General features: G+C 70.3%; 14 protein-coding genes. 6 read left to right on the top strand and 8 right to left on the bottom strand.

Annotated elements, in window-relative coordinates; translation table 11 throughout:
• Nucleotides 1–64 precede the first annotated feature (64 nt).
• The 3 genes from ACWDR4_RS12000 to ACWDR4_RS11990 are packed head-to-tail and all read left to right on the top strand — an operon-like array spanning nucleotide 65 to nucleotide 2,126.
• On the top strand, nucleotides 65–280 hold the full coding sequence (locus ACWDR4_RS12000) for an MbtH family protein (RefSeq protein WP_235473406.1): 216 nt from the start codon (nucleotides 65–67) through the stop codon (nucleotides 278–280).
• Nucleotides 281–318: 38 nt separating this feature from the next.
• The gene (locus ACWDR4_RS11995) at nucleotides 319–1,893 is read left to right on the top strand and encodes an amidohydrolase (RefSeq protein WP_450407123.1); all 1,575 of its coding nucleotides are present in this window, start codon (nucleotides 319–321) and stop codon (nucleotides 1,891–1,893) included.
• Nucleotides 1,890–2,126: a hypothetical protein gene (locus ACWDR4_RS11990; RefSeq protein ID WP_450407121.1), complete on the top strand. Its 237-nt coding sequence runs from the start codon at nucleotides 1,890–1,892 to the stop codon at nucleotides 2,124–2,126. The genes ACWDR4_RS11995 and ACWDR4_RS11990 overlap by 4 nt, the downstream gene beginning before the upstream one ends.
• A gap of 43 nt (nucleotides 2,127–2,169) precedes the next feature.
• On the opposite strand, the gene ACWDR4_RS11985 is transcribed toward ACWDR4_RS11990, so the two are convergent.
• Entirely contained in the window at nucleotides 2,170–2,760 is a 591-nt protein-coding gene (locus tag ACWDR4_RS11985; protein ID WP_450407118.1) for an isochorismatase family protein, read from the bottom strand.
• A 137-nt stretch (nucleotides 2,761–2,897) separates the two neighbouring features.
• Between ACWDR4_RS11985 and ACWDR4_RS11980 the strand changes: the two genes are divergently transcribed.
• Entirely contained in the window at nucleotides 2,898–5,021 is a 2,124-nt protein-coding gene (locus tag ACWDR4_RS11980) for a penicillin acylase family protein (RefSeq protein ID WP_450407115.1), read from the top strand.
• Here the strand turns inward: ACWDR4_RS11980 and ACWDR4_RS11975 are convergent.
• The 7 genes from ACWDR4_RS11975 to iolC form a co-directional block, all read right to left on the bottom strand.
• Entirely contained in the window at nucleotides 4,985–5,770 is a 786-nt protein-coding gene (locus tag ACWDR4_RS11975; protein WP_450407112.1) for a GntR family transcriptional regulator, read from the bottom strand. The genes ACWDR4_RS11980 and ACWDR4_RS11975 overlap by 37 nt on opposite strands.
• A 50-nt stretch (nucleotides 5,771–5,820) precedes the next feature.
• Entirely contained in the window at nucleotides 5,821–7,314 is a 1,494-nt protein-coding gene (locus ACWDR4_RS11970; protein WP_450407109.1) for a CoA-acylating methylmalonate-semialdehyde dehydrogenase, read from the bottom strand.
• A 50-nt stretch (nucleotides 7,315–7,364) separates the two neighbouring features.
• Nucleotides 7,365–9,242, bottom strand: a complete 1,878-nt coding sequence (gene iolD, locus ACWDR4_RS11965; protein WP_450407107.1) for a 3D-(3,5/4)-trihydroxycyclohexane-1,2-dione acylhydrolase (decyclizing) — start codon at nucleotides 9,240–9,242, stop codon at nucleotides 7,365–7,367.
• A complete protein-coding gene (gene iolB / locus ACWDR4_RS11960) occupies nucleotides 9,242–10,138 on the bottom strand; it encodes a 5-deoxy-glucuronate isomerase (RefSeq protein ID WP_450407105.1) in 897 nt (298 codons plus the stop codon). The genes iolD and iolB overlap by 1 nt, the downstream gene beginning before the upstream one ends.
• Before the next feature lie 151 nt (nucleotides 10,139–10,289).
• Entirely contained in the window at nucleotides 10,290–11,168 is an 879-nt protein-coding gene (locus ACWDR4_RS11955; RefSeq protein ID WP_450407102.1) for a Cgl0159 family (beta/alpha)8-fold protein, read from the bottom strand.
• Nucleotides 11,165–11,350 (bottom strand): hypothetical protein, encoded by a 186-nt coding sequence (locus ACWDR4_RS11950; RefSeq protein WP_450407100.1) that lies wholly within the window; start codon nucleotides 11,348–11,350, stop codon nucleotides 11,165–11,167. Before ACWDR4_RS11950 ends, ACWDR4_RS11955 begins: the two co-directional genes overlap by 4 nt.
• Entirely contained in the window at nucleotides 11,347–12,312 is a 966-nt protein-coding gene (gene iolC / locus ACWDR4_RS11945; RefSeq protein WP_450407097.1) for a 5-dehydro-2-deoxygluconokinase, read from the bottom strand. The genes ACWDR4_RS11950 and iolC overlap by 4 nt, the downstream gene beginning before the upstream one ends.
• Nucleotides 12,313–12,595: 283 nt before the next feature.
• Between iolC and ACWDR4_RS11940 the strand changes: the two genes are divergently transcribed.
• Nucleotides 12,596–13,609 (top strand): sugar ABC transporter substrate-binding protein, encoded by a 1,014-nt coding sequence (locus ACWDR4_RS11940; RefSeq protein WP_450407095.1) that lies wholly within the window; start codon nucleotides 12,596–12,598, stop codon nucleotides 13,607–13,609.
• A gap of 5 nt (nucleotides 13,610–13,614) precedes the next feature.
• Nucleotides 13,615–14,258 (top strand): ABC transporter permease (locus tag ACWDR4_RS11935; protein ID WP_450407092.1); only part of this gene is annotated, 644 nt, incomplete at its 3' end.

The raw sequence follows: 14,258 nt of genomic DNA, 5'->3' as shown, positions 1-14,258 counted from the left end.
CCGGCCAACCGACCACCAACCGAACCCCCTGCACCCGCAGTAGGCACTGAGAGAGGAACACCCCATGACGAACCCCTTCGAGAACCCCGACGGCGTCTACTCCGTGCTCGTCAACGACGAGGGCCAGCACAGCCTTTGGCCCGACTTCGTCGACGTACCGGCCGGCTGGACCGTCGTCCACGGCCCGGCGCCCCGCCAGGAGTGCCTGGACCACATCGAGACCAACTGGACGGACATGCGGCCCAAGAGCCTCGTGGAGCGCATGGAGCCGAGCGCCTGAAGCCCGGATCCGTACCCTCGACGAGGAACTGACTCACCATGCTCACCACGCGACTGACCAACGCCCGCATCCTCACGATGGACCCCGACCACCCCGTCGCCCACGACCTGGGCATCTGGCGGGGCCGGATCGTGGGCCTGGACGAGGCGGTGACCGGACTGCCCGCCGAGCGGGTGATCGACCTCCAGGGTGCGACCGTGCTGCCCGGGTTCATCGACAGCCATGTGCACCTGGCCTGGACGGGATTCAAGGCGGCCACCCCCACGGTGGCGCCGTGCGTCCGGATCGAGGACGTTCTCGCGGTCGTGGCCGAGGCGGCGGCGCAGGTGGCGCCCGGCGGTTGGGTGGACGTGGCGGGGTACGACCAGCGGGGGCTCGGCCGGCATCTGACCCTCGCCGAGCTGGACAAGGCCGCCGCCGGCCGCAAGGTGCTCCTGATGCACGACTCCGGACACGGCTGCGCGGTCAGCAGCCCGGTACTGGACCTGCTGCCCGGCCTCGTCCCGCACGAGGGCGCCTTCCTCGCCGAAGGAGCCATGGGCGCGGCCCGCGCGCTTCGACTCCCGCACTCCCAGGAGGAGTTGGCGGAGGCGATCGGACGGGCCGCCCGGGCCTGCCTCGCCGAGGGAGTCACGGCGTGCGCCGAAGCGGGCATCGGCGGCGCCCTGCTCGGCAACAGCCCCGTCGAACTGGGCGCCTACCAACTCGCCCAGGAACGCGGCCTGTTGCCTCTGCGGGTCCAGCTGATGGTGGCCGCCGACCGACTGCATCCCGTCACCGCGCACGAGGACGACGGCATCCCGCGCGCCATCGACCTCGGCCTTCGTACCGGACTCGGCGACGACTGGCTGTCCGTCGGCGCGCTGAAGGTGTACACCGACGGCGGCATGATGGCCCGTACCGCCGCGCTCAGCAGCCCCTATCAAGGGCTCGACACCGCAGGGCAGTTGCAGGAGGACCCCGAACTCCTCACCCGGACCATCGTGGACGGGCATCTCGCCGGCTGGCAGCTCGCCGTGCACGCCATCGGGGACCGCGCGGCCGACGTCGCGATCGACGCGCTGGAGGAGGCGCAGCGGCTGCGGCCCCGGCCGGGCGCCCGGCACCGGATCGAGCACGCCGGGCTGATCCGGCCCGATCAGCTGCCCCGGCTGGCGGCGCTCGGCGCGACGGCCGTCGTGCAGCCCAACTTCCTGCGGTACTTCGGCGACGACTACGCGTCGATCATGGGGGAGGAGCGGGCGCCCTGGCTGTACCGGGGGCGCGGTTTCCTGGAGCACGGCATCCGGCTGGTGGGCAGTTCCGACCGGCCGGTGACGGACGGGTCGCCGCTGCGGGCCGTCCAGTTCATGGTCGAACGGGCCTCGCTGTCGGGGCAGTTGATCGGTCCGGACGAGGGCATCACCGTCGACCAGGCGCTGCGCGCGTACACCGTCGACGGCGCCTGGGCCTGCCACTGGGAGGACAGCGTGGGGAGCCTCACGCCGGGCAGGCGTGCCGATGTCGTCGTTCTGGGAGACGATCCGCGAACCGTCGACAGCTCGCGCATCGGGGACATCGAGGTCGTGGCGACACTCGTCGACGGCCGGGAGACCGAGGAGGGAACGCTGTGAGCGCTCCGACGACGGACGTCATCGGCGACTACACCCAGCTGTGGCAGGACTCACCCCACGCACCCCGGTGGGTGCTCTGGGAGACCGCCGGGGAAGTCCTGGTGTTCGACCGGGACGTCAACTGCCCCTTCTACATCGACGACGAGGCGATCCGGGGCGAGGTGCTGCGCAGGATGCGCGCGGCCGGCGTACTGGAGAGCGCGGAGTACCCGGGGCGGCCCTGCTCCCGATAGAGGATCTCAATAGCCGTATGGGCACAGGGGTGTTGACGAACCGTCAGAACCCTTGTGCGGCGGCCTTTCCGTGCAGGAGTTCCCGCAGCAGTTGGTCGGTGGTGCACACGACCCCCGTGCGTGCCACCCACTTGAGGGCCATCGTGTGGTCCTCCGCGCTGAGGTCGGCCACCGCGTCGGCGACGATGAACGGCTGGATGTCGTGCATGAAGGCGTCCGCCGCCGTCAGCAGTATCCCGAGGTGGGCGCGGACCCCGCACAGGACGAGCTGGTCCCGGCCCGTCTCCCGCAGCAGTCGGCCGAGATGGCTGCGCAGGAAGGCGTTGTGGCGCACGTTCAGCAGCAGATGCTCGCCCACGCGCGGAGCGAGCCGGGGGACGATCGAGGCCGCGTTGGTCTCCGCGCTGAAGACGACGGGCATGCCCAGCGTGCCGGCCAGCTCGCGCAGGGTCGCGATGTTCTCGACCAGCTCCACGACGGGCGAGCCGCCCTCCGGAAAGGCCTGCACGAAGGGATTCTGCATGTCGTGGACGAGCAGGGCGGCGCGGGCCGGATCGATCGCCCACGGATGGGCCGAGCGCGGTACGGCGGAGCTGTCGGGCATCGGATAGGAGCCGACGACTGGTGCGCCCATGGCGTGGTACCTCCCCCTGACGGCGTGCAGGACACGAGCCGCTTCCCGTGAAGTTAGCTTAGCCTAAGCTAACTTTCCGTGTCGGTGTTAAGGGGTATCCGGTCGACAGGATGCCCAGAGTGCAGGGAGCGCAGCCAGTGCCGAGCAAGAGCCGTACCTACCGCGATGCCTGGGGCATCCCGCACCTCCGCGCCGCCGACCCCCTCCAACTCGCCTACGGGCAGGGCCGGAACGTCGCCCACGACCGCGCCTGGCAGATCGAGGTCGAACGCCACCGCTCCCAGGGCACCGCAGCCACCTTCCTCGGCACCCCCGCCCTCTCCTGGGACCTCCTCGCCCGCCGGGCCCGCCTGGACGACACCGCCCGCCGCTGCTTCGACGCCCTCGACCCGGCCACCGCCGCCTGGGTCACGGCGTACGTCGACGGTGTCAACGCCGGTCTGGAGCAAGGGGCCGCCGCCGCACCGGAGTTCGCAGCGACCGGGCTCGCGCCGACGCCCTGGCAGCCCTGGACGCCCCTCGGCGTCTGGCTCGCCCACCACATCCTGTTCGCCGGCTTCCCGACCAAGCTGTGGCGCGAGGAGGTCGCCCGCCGCCTCGGCGACCACGCCCTCGAACTCTTCGCCACGGACGGCCCGGGCACCGCCGGTTCCAACGGCTGGCTCGTCCCCGGCCACCGCACCGCACACGGCGCCCCGATCATCGCGGGCGACCCCCACCGGCCCCTCCAGAACCCCGGTTTCTACCAGCAACTCCACCTCTCCTGCCCGGAGTTCGACGTCGTCGGCTTCGCCGTGCCGGGCGTCCCGGGCATCGCCCACTTCGGCCACACCGGCACGGTCGCCTGGGCCATCACCAACGCCATGGCCGACTACCACGACCTGTACGAGGAGAAGCTGCGCGGCACGGAGGACGGCCAGGTGGAGGCGCTGGGCCCCGACGGCCGGCGACCCGTGCTCCATCAACACCGGGAGACCGTCGAGGTCGCGGGCGGCGACCCGGTCGACGTCGACGTGATCGAGACGGAACGCGGCCCGGTGATCATCGGCGACACCCGGAACCTCGACGGCGCGGGCGGCGAGGCCACCGTCATCAGCCTGCGCTACCCGCCCCGCGTCACCGCTGACCTGGGCTTCGCCGCGATCCCGGCCCTGCTGCACGCCCGGACCGTCGCCGACATCAACCGGGCATTCGACCGCTGGATCGAGCCCGTGAACGTCGTCCACGCCGCCGACACGGCGGGCGGGCTGCTCCACCGGGTCGCCGGGTACGTCCCTGTCCGCCACCGCGACAACACGCTGCGGGTCGTTCCCGCCCGGCAGCCGGGGCACGACTGGCGGGGCCGCCACGACACCCCGCACGCCGAGGTCGACGACCTCGCCGTCATGGCCAACGCCCGCGGCATCGCCACCCCCCTCGGCACGGAGTTCGCCCCGCCGCACCGCGCCGACCGCATCGCCGAACTGCTCCGCCGGTCCCACGACTGGACGGCCCCGGAGATGGCGACGGTCCACATGGACACCCAACTTCCGTCCACCGCACCCCTGTTGGACCGGGTGGCGGAAGCTGACGCCCGCACCCCCGCCGCCGCACGCCTGCGCGACCGCCTCCTCGCCTGGGACCGCCGGATGGACGCCGACAGCACGGCCGCCGCCGACTACGCGCGCCTGCGCTCGGCCGTCGTACGCCGGATCGCCGCCGCCCCGCAGCTGACGAGCCTCGCCAGACCGCTGCCCTACCCGGCGGTGTTCGAGCCCTGGCTGAACCTCACCGGCAAGGTCGCGTTCGCGCTGGACAACCTCCTGCGCACCGATCTGCTGCCCGGCCTCGACCTCCCGGACATCGTCGCCGGCGCGCTGGAGGAGACCGCCGGAGCGGACCCGGTGACCTGGGGCGAACTGCACCGGCTCGCCCCGCTGCGGGCCCTTCCCGGCAGCGGCGAGGACCAGTGGCCCGGCCTCGGTGGCGACCACGACTGCGTCCTCGCCACCTCCAGCGTCCCCGGCATCACCGACCTCAGCTCACGCGGCCCGTCCGCCCGGTACGTCTGGGACCTCGCCGACCGTGACAACAGCCTCTGGATCGTCCCGCTGGGTGCGAGCGGCGTCGCCGGGAACGCGCACCACCGCGACCAGCTGCCCCTGTGGGCGACCGGCCAACTCGCCCCCGTGGTCACCGACTTCGCGCACCTGACGGAAGAGGTTGAGGGAAACGAGGGCGAGTCTCAGGGCCGCATCAGCAGCTGGAAGTCGAAGGCGTAACGCGACGCCCGGTAGATGTGCGTGCCGTACTCCACGGCCCGTCCGGTGTCGTCGTACGCCGTGCGCTGCATGGTGAGCAGGGCGGCGCCCTCCGGCTCCTCCAGGCGTTTGGCCTCCGCCTCCGTGGCCGAGCGTGCGCCGACGGTCTGGCGGGCGCTGTGCAGGGTGATGCCCGCACTGCGCAGCATCCGGTACAGGCCCGTCGACTCCAGCCGGGCGGCGTCGAGTTCGAGGAGTCCCGAGGGCAGGTAGTTGCAGAGGAACGCCACCGGCTCGCCGTGCGTGCAGCGCAGCCGCTCCAGCACGACGACCTCGCTGCCCTCCTTCACCCCGAGGGCGGCGGCGATCTCGGCGGACGCGGGCTGCCTCTCGTTGCGCAGGACCTGGGTGGTCGGCCCCTGTCCGGCCGCCTCCAAGTCGTCGTACAGACTGCTCAGTTCGAGCGGGCGCTTGACCTGGCTGTGCACGACCTGCGTACCGACGCCTCGACGGCGTACCAGCAGGCCCTTGTCCACCAGGGACTGGATCGCCTGGCGGACCGTGGGTCTGGACAGGCCGAGCCGGACCGACAGGTCGATCTCGTTGCCCAGGAGATTGCCCGGCGCCAGGACTCCGTGCTCGATTGCCGCCTCCAGCTGCTGAGCCAGCTGGTAGTAGAGCGGGACCGGGCTGGAGCGGTCCAGCGTGAAGTCCAGGGTGTCGAGCGGGGAGCCCGACACCGCACGGGCACGATCACCGGGTGTCGCCACCGGGGCACCTCCCTTCAGATAATGACGATGCGTCAGATGATGACAGTGCGTCAGGAATGGCTGGGGAAACCGAGGTTGATACCGCCGTCCGACGGATCCGGCCAGCGCGTGGTGATGACCTTCCCCTGGGTGTAGAAGGCGATGCCGTCGTTGCCGTAGATGTGCAGATCGCCGAAGAGGGAATCCTTCCAGCCACCGAAGGAGTGGTAGCCGACCGGCACCGGGATCGGCACGTTCACCCCGACCATGCCCGCCTTCACCTCCAGCTGGAAGCGGCGGGCGGCGCCGCCGTCCCGGGTGAAGATCGCCGTACCGTTGCCCCAACGCGAGCCGTTGATCAGCGCGATGGCCTCGTCGTACGTCTCCGTCCGCACCACGCACAGCACCGGACCGAAGATCTCGTCACGGTACGCGTCCGCCGTCACCGGCACCTTGTCGAGCAGCGATACGCCGAGGAAGAAGCCGTCCTCGTGGCCCGCCACCGTGTAACCGGTGCCGTCCACCACGACCTCCGCACCCTGCGCCGCCGCGCTCGCCACGTACGACGCCACCTTGTCGCGGTGCTCGCGCGTGATCAGCGGGCCCATCTCCGACTCGGGATCGGTACCGGGGCCGATGCGCAGGGCCTTCGCGCGCTCGGCGATCCGGCCGACCAGCTCGTCGCCCGTGTCACCGACCGCGACCACGACCGACACCGCCATACAGCGCTCGCCCGCCGAACCGTAGGCCGCGTTGATCGCCTGGTCGGCGGCGTAGTCCAGATCGGCGTCCGGCAGCACCAGCATGTGGTTCTTGGCGCCACCCAGGGCCTGGACGCGCTTGCCGTGCTCAACTGCCTTGAGCTGGATGTACTTTGCGATGGGCGTCGAGCCGACGAACGACACCGCCTCGATGTCCGGGTGCTCCAGGATGCGGTCCACGGCCACCTTGTCGCCCTGCACGATGTTCAGCACACCGTCCGGAAGGCCCGCCTCGGAGGCCAGTTCGGCCAGCCGGTACGACGCCGACGGGTCCTTCTCGGACGGCTTCAGCACAAAGGTGTTGCCGCACGCGATGGCCAGCGGGAACATCCACATCGGCACCATGGCAGGGAAGTTGAACGGCGTGATGCCCGCGACGACCCCCAACGGCTGCCGGATCGACGAGACATCGACCCGGGTCGCCACCTCCGTCGACAGCTCGCCCTTGAGCTGCACACTGATCCCACAGGCCAGCTCGACGATCTCCATCCCCCGCGCGACCTCGCCGAGCGCGTCGCTGTGCACCTTGCCGTGCTCGGCGGTGATCAGCGCCGCGATCTCGTCGCGATGCGCGTCCAGCAGCTCCCGGTACTTGAACAGCACCGACGTCCGCTTGGCGAGCGAGGCCGCGCCCCACCTCTCGTACGCGGCCTTCGCGGCGGCGACGGCGGCGTCCACCTCGTCCACCGACGCGAAGCCGACCTGCTTCTCCTGCGCGCCGGTGGCGGGGTCGTATACGGCACCGAAACGGCCGGACGTGCTCTCGACGGGCTTGCCGTCGATCCAGTGGGTGATGGTCTTCATGGTGCGGGCCTTTCAGGGGGTGCGGCCCCTTGGGGGGAGGGGCCGGTGAGTCAGAGGTGCCGACGGCGGTCGGCGACCTGACGGTCGTACTCCTCACGTGCTTGTACGGCGGCCTCGCGGGAGGCGGTCTCGGCGACCGGTACGTCCCACCAGGCCTCTGCCGGGGGAGCGGTCGGCGCCGGGTCGGTCTCGACGTACACGCAGGTCGGCCGGTCCGACGCGCGGGCAGTGGCGAGTGCTTCGCGCAGCTCGCCGAACGTCTTGGCGCGCAGGACGTCCATGCCGAGGCTGGCCGCGTTGGCCGCGAGGTCGACCGGCAGCGGGGCGCCGGTGAAGGTGCCGTCGGCGGCCCGGAAGCGGTAGGGCGTGCCGAAGCGCTCGCCGCCGACCGACTCGGAGAGGCCGCCGATGGAGGCGTACCCGTGGTTCTGGATGAGGACCAGGTTGACCGGGAGACCCTCCTGGACGGCGGTGACGATCTCGGTCGGCATCATCAGATAGGTGCCGTCGCCGACCAGCGACCAGACCGGGGTGTCCGGGGCGGCCTGCTGGACGCCGATCCCGGCGGGGATCTCGTAGCCCATGCAGGAGAAGCCGTACTCCAGGTGGTACTGGCGGGGGCTGCGGGCCCGCCACAGCTTGTGCAGATCGCCGGGGAGCGAACCGGCCGCGTTGATGATCACATCGTCGTCCCCGACGACCGAGTCGAGCGCGCCCAGCACCTGCGTCTGGGTGGGTACGACGTTCTCGTCCGCAGCGCTGAAAGCGGCGTCAACAACCTGCTCCCAGCGTTCCTTGCCGACGCCGTACTCGGCCTCGTAAGCCGAGTTCACACGGTGACCGGACAACGCCTCCGTCAACGCCGTGAGTCCCGCCCGGGCGTCGCAGACCAGCGTCCGTGCCGCCAGCTTGTGGGCGTCGAAGGCGGTGATGTTGAGGTTGAGGAACCGTACGCCGGGGTCCTGGAACAGGGTGTTCGAGGCTGTCGTGAAGTCCGTGTAGCGGGTGCCGACGCCGATGATCAGGTCGGCGGTGCGGGCCAGGTCGTCGCTGACGGCCGTGCCGGTGTGGCCGATACCGCCCAGGTCGGCGGGGTGGTCGTGGCGCAGGGAGCCCTTGCCGGCCTGCGTGGAGGCCACGGGGATGCCGGTGGCGTCCACCAGGGCCTTCAGCGCCTCCTCGGCCTGGCTGTGGTGGATCCCGCCGCCCGCGACGATCAGCGGGCGCTCGGCGGCCCGGACGGCCCGGACGGCCTCGGCCAGCTCGTACGGGTCGGGCGCGGGACGCCGGACGTGCCAGACACGCTCGGCGAAGAACTCCTCCGGCCAGTCGTACGCCTCCGCCTGCACGTCCTGCGGCAGCGCGAGTGTCACGGCACCGGTCTCCACCGGGTCCGTGAGGACACGTACGGCGTTCAGCGCGGACGGGATCAGCGCCTCGGGGCGCGTCACCCGGTCGAAGTAACGGGAGACCGGGCGCAGGGTGTCGTTGACGGACAGGTCGGCCTCGACCGGGTGCTCCAGCTGCTGGAGCAGCGGGTCCGCGGAGCGCGTCGCGAAGTAGTCGCCGGGGAGCAGGAGCACCGGGAGGCGGTTGATCGTGGCGAGGGCGGCGCCGGTGACCAGGTTGGTGGCGCCCGGGCCGATGGAGGTGGTGACGGCCTGGGTCGAGAGGCGGTTCAGCTGGCGGGCGTAACCGACGGCCGCGTGGACCATCGCCTGCTCGTTGCGGCCCTGGTGGAACGGCATCGCGTCCTCACCGGCCTCCAGAAGCGCCTGACCGAGGCCCGCCACATTGCCGTGGCCGAAAATGCCCCACGTGCCGGCGATCAGCCGGTGGCGTACGCCGTCACGCTCCGTGTACTGGACGGACAGGAACCGGACCAGCGCCTGGGCGACGGTCAGACGGCGGGTAGGGGTGGTGCTCATCAGGACTTCTCCGGGGCCGTGTAGAGGGGAAGGCGGGGATCGACGGGCTGTTCGGGCCAGGTGCCGCGGACCCAGGCGTGATCGGGGTGGTCGCAGATCAGCCAGGCACGGTCGGCCTCGGGGCCCGCCATGACGTTCAGGTAGTACATGTGGTGGCCGGGCACGGCCATGGAGGGCCCGTGCCAGCCGTCGGGGATGAGGACGACGTCCCCGCCGCGCACCTCGGCCAGTACGTCCGTGTTCCGGCCCTGGCCGGACGGGGAGACGCGCTGGTAGCCGAGGCCGGGCGTGCCCTCGTGGTCCGCGAACTCGAAGTAGTAGATCTCCTCGAGGACGGACTCCTCGCCGGGCCGGTGCTCGTCGTGCTTGTGCGGCGGGAAGGACGACCAGTTCCCGCCGGGCGTGATCACCTCGACGGCGATCAGCTTGTCGCACTCGAAGACGCCGGCCGCGCCGAAGTTGTTGACCTGCCGGGAGGAGTTCCCGGTGCCGCGCAGCTCCACCGGGACGGAGGAGGCGGGGCCGTAGCGGGCGGGCAGCCGCCGGGTGCAGCGGGCACCGGTGAGGGCGAAGCGCCCGCCGGCGGGGGAGGTGATGGTGGCACGGGCGTCGCGTGGCACGTACACGAAGTCGCTGACGCCGCTGAAGACGCTGTCGCGGCCGTGCACCTCGAAGGTGGAGTGGCCGAAATCATCCGTCGCGTCGACCGTGCAGGAACCGCTCAGGGAGAGCAGGATCCACTCACTGTCGCCGGTGGAGAAGGTGTGCGAGCCGCCCGGGGGCAGCTCCAGCACCCGGAGGCTGGAGTAGCCCCAGCCGGCCTTCTCCGGGTTGACGTCGACGACGTACGGGCCGCCGAGGGCCTTGCCTGCCGGGAGGTGGTAGGCGGTGGTCATGGTCTGTCACTCCTGTTCACAGCAGGTTTGGTGTTACCTCTGTTCACAGCGGGATCCGTATCGCTCCTGTTCACGGAGGATTCCGGGTCGCTTCCCTTCACAGCGGGGCCAGTGTTGACCCTGTTCACGGCCGTGCACCTGTCGCTCCTGTTCACAGCAGCCCCACCGCCGTGTCCACGGCCGTCTCCACACTGCCCGAAGACGGGTAGAGCAGCGACCTGCCCACGACCAGACCCTGCACGGTCGGCAGCCGCAGCGCCTTGCGCCACTTCTCGTACGCGCCCTCCTGGTCGTCGCCGACCTCGCCGCCCAGCAGCACGGCGGGCAGCGTCGACGTCTCCAGCACCTCGGCCATGTCGTCCGGGTCGTGGGTGACGGGGAGTTTCAGCCAGGTGTAGGCGGAGGTGCCGCCCAGGCCCGACGCTATGGCGATCGAGCGGGTGACCGCCTCGGCGGACAGATCGCTGCGCACCCGGCCGTCGACCCGGTGCGAGATGAACGGCTCGACGAACAGGGGCAGTTGGAGCGCCGCCATGTCGTCCACGGCCCGGGCGGTGGACTCCAGGGTGGTGAGCGAGCCCGGGTCGTCGTAGTTGATGCGCAGCAGCAGCTTGCCCGCGTCGAAGCGCAGCCGGGCGATGTCCTGGGCGCGGTGCCCGGTGAAGCGGTCGTCCATCTCGAAGACCGCGCCGGCCAGCCCGCCGCGGTTCATCGACCCCATGACAACCTTGTCGTCGAGCACGCCGAGCAGCAGCAGATCGTCCAGGATGTCGGCGGTGGCCAGCACCCCGTCCACACCGGGCCGTGACAGCGCCACGCACAGGCGTTCCAGCAGGTCGGCGCGGTTGGCCATGGCCAACCTGTGGTCGCCGACGCCCAGGGCGCCGCGCGCCGGATGGTCGGCGGCCACGATCATCAGCCGCCCGCTGTCGCCGATCAGGGGTCGCCGGACCCGGCGGGCGGCGGCCTCCGCGACGGCCTCCGGGTGCCGGGCTCTCAGCGTGGCGAGATCGGCGATGCTGATGGTCAAGAGAGGCTCCGTTCAGGGGTCTGGGGCGTCCGCTCGGCCGTCCCCAGGGTCGCCGGGATCGCCGGGATCGCCGAGATCGCCGAGATCGCCGAGATCGCTGGGATCGGCGCGGTCCCGTGCTCGTTCGTGGGCGTCAGCGGCTTGAGCAGCTCAGGCGCCTTGAGTGCCTTGCGTGGCTTCATCGGCGCGATCCGCTCGCGAGGAGGTCGTCGACCTCGGACTCGGTGGGCATCGCGGACGAGCAGGCGAGGCGGGAGGCGACGAGGGCGCCGGCCGCGTTGGCGTACCGCATGGTCCGTTCCAGCTCCCAGCCGGACAGCAGCCCGTGGCACAGGGCGCCGCCGAACGCGTCGCCCGCGCCCAGGCCGTTGACCACCTCGACGGGCACCGGCGGAACCTCGGCCGTGGTGCCGTCGCGGTGCACCGCCAGCACACCCTTCGGGCCCTGCTTGACGACGGCCAGCTCGACCCCGGCGGCGAGCAACTCCTCGGCGCAGGCGCGTGGTTCGCGTACGCCGGTGGCGATCTCGCACTCGTCGAGGTTGCCGACCGCCACGGTCGCGTGGCGCAGGGCCTCGGCGTAGTACGGGCGGGCTTCCTCCGGGTCGCTCCAGAACATGGGGCGCCAGTCCAGGTCGAACACCGTGGTGCCCGACCGATCGCGGGCCTTCAGGGCGGCGAGTGTGGCCGAGCGGCTCGGTTCCTCGCTCAGGCCGGTGCCGGTGATCCAGAAGAGGTGGGCCGCCCGGATTCCGAAGAAATCCAGCTCCTCGGTGCGTATCTGCAGGTCAGGGGCGGTCGGCTGACGGTAGAAGTACAGCGGGAAGTCGTCCGGCGGAAAAAGTTCGCAGAATGTGACCGGAGTGTGGAGGCCCTCCACAGGTGTCACCCAGCGGTCGTCGACCCCGAACTCCTTGAGCGCTTGGTGCAGATAGTCGCCGAAAGGATCCGTTCCGGTACGGGTCACGACGGCCGAGGAACGGCCCAGACGGGCCGCCGCGACCGCGACGTTGGCGGCGGACCCACCGAGAAATTTTCCGAACGTCTGCACTAGGGTCAGCGGTACACCGGACTGCAGCGGATAGAGATCAACTCCGATGCGGCCCATGGTGACCAGGTCGAAGGGCGGGGCTGACTCGGTCATGCGATGCTCCTTCGAGCTGCGGAGGATGCGGGTCCCGAGGGGCCTGTCGTCTCCCAGGTGTAGGACTCGGAGGGCGACGCTGTCAAGAGTTTGTTCTTACATTCTGACCTGCTTGTGAAATGATGTCTTAACAAAGTATTGACAGCGGACAGTTCCAAGCATTTGGATTCGGTCCCAACACGACTGCCGTGTTCGCGGCACACGGCCCGGACCTCCGGGACCCGGGCCCGGGATCGCTAAGATCCCCACCCTCTCCCCGGTCGCACAGTGAGGTGCAGGAAAGATGGACCGCTCTTCTCGCTCCCGCAGAATCGCCCCCGTTGTTGCCGCTGCCGCGGCAGCGGCCCTGGTCCTTGCGGGCTGCTCCAGCAGTTCCGGCGGCAAGGACTCGGAGGAGGGCGGCACCGACGCTTCTGCGGGCAAGGCCACCACTCCTCGTATGAAGGTCGCCCTGGTCACGCACCAGGCGCCCGGTGACACCTTCTGGGACATCGTCCGCAAGGGCGCCCAGGCCGCCGCAGACAAGGACAACATCGAGCTCATCTACTCGGCCGACCCGAACGCGGGCAACCAGGCCACCCTCGTCGAGAACGCGATTGCCCAGAAGGTCGACGGCATCGCCATCACGCTGGCGAAGCCGGACGCCATGAAGGACGCCGTGGCCAAGGCGACGGCCGCGGGCATCCCCGTGGTCGGCCTCAACTCCGGTCTGAGCGACTGGAAGACGCTGGGTCTCCAGCAGTTCTTCGGCCAGGACGAGACCGTCGCGGGCGAGGCGTTCGGCAAGAAGCTGAACGAGCTCGGCTCCAAGAAGGCCGTCTGTGTGATCCAGGAGCAGGGCAACGTCGGCCTCACCCAGCGCTGTGACGGTGTGAAGAAGACGTTCACCGGCACGGTGGAGATCCTCAACGTCAACGGCACCGACATGCCGTCCGTGAAGTCGACGATCACCGCAAAGCTCAACCAGGACAAGGCGATTGACTACGTGGTCACGCTCGGCGCCAGCTACGCGCTGACCGCGGTGCAGTCGGTGAGCGACGCCGGCAGCAAGGCCAAGGTCGCCACCTTCGACCTCAACAAGGAGATGACCGACGCCATCACGAAGGGCGACGTCCAGTTCGCGGTGGACCAGCAGCCCTACCTCCAGGGCTACTTGGCCGTCGACTCGATGTGGCTCTTCAAGAACAACGGCAACTACAGCGGTGGTGGCGAGCAGCCCGTCCTGACCGGTCCGGCCTTCGTCGACAAGTCCAACGTCAAGGAGATCGCCGCGTTCGCCGCCAAGGGCACTCGGTGATGACGATGAGTCAGACAACGGCACCGGCGGCGAGTTCCTCGCCGCCGGCTCCGCCGGCCACTCAGAAGGACGGCCGCACCAACCAGCGGTCCCTGGGGCGCCGGGTGTTGGCCCGCCCCGAGGTCGGCGCGCTGATCGCGGCGATCGGTGTGTATGTGTTCTTCTTCGCGGTGGCTCCTTCCTTCCGGGAGACGAGCGCTCTCGCGACCGTGCTCTACCAGGCGTCCGTGATGGGCATCATGGCGCTGCCGGTGGCGTTGTTGATGATCGGCGGGGAGTTCGACCTGTCCGCCGGTGTCGCGGTCACGACCTCGGCGCTGACGGCGGCGATCCTGAGCTTCCAGCTGTCCATGAACGTGTGGACGGGTGTGATCGTCGCGCTGATCGTGTCGCTGGCGGTCGGGGCGTTCAACGGCTGGCTGCTGATCAAGACCGGCCTGCCGAGCTTCCTGGTCACGCTGGGCTCGTTCCTGATCCTCCAGGGCGCCAACCTGGCCGTGACGAAGATCTTCACCGGCAATGTGGCGTCCGACTCGATCTCCGACATGGACGGGTTCGACCAGGCCAAGAAGGTCTTCGCCTCCGAGTTCAGCATCGGGGACGTGAACTTCAAGATCACGATCGTGTACTGGCTGGTGTTCGCGGCGAT

This window comes from Streptomyces sp. NPDC000878 (assembly GCF_053599695.1).
Note: the sequence above shows the minus strand (reverse complement) of the source record. Positions and strands in the feature narration are given on the sequence as shown.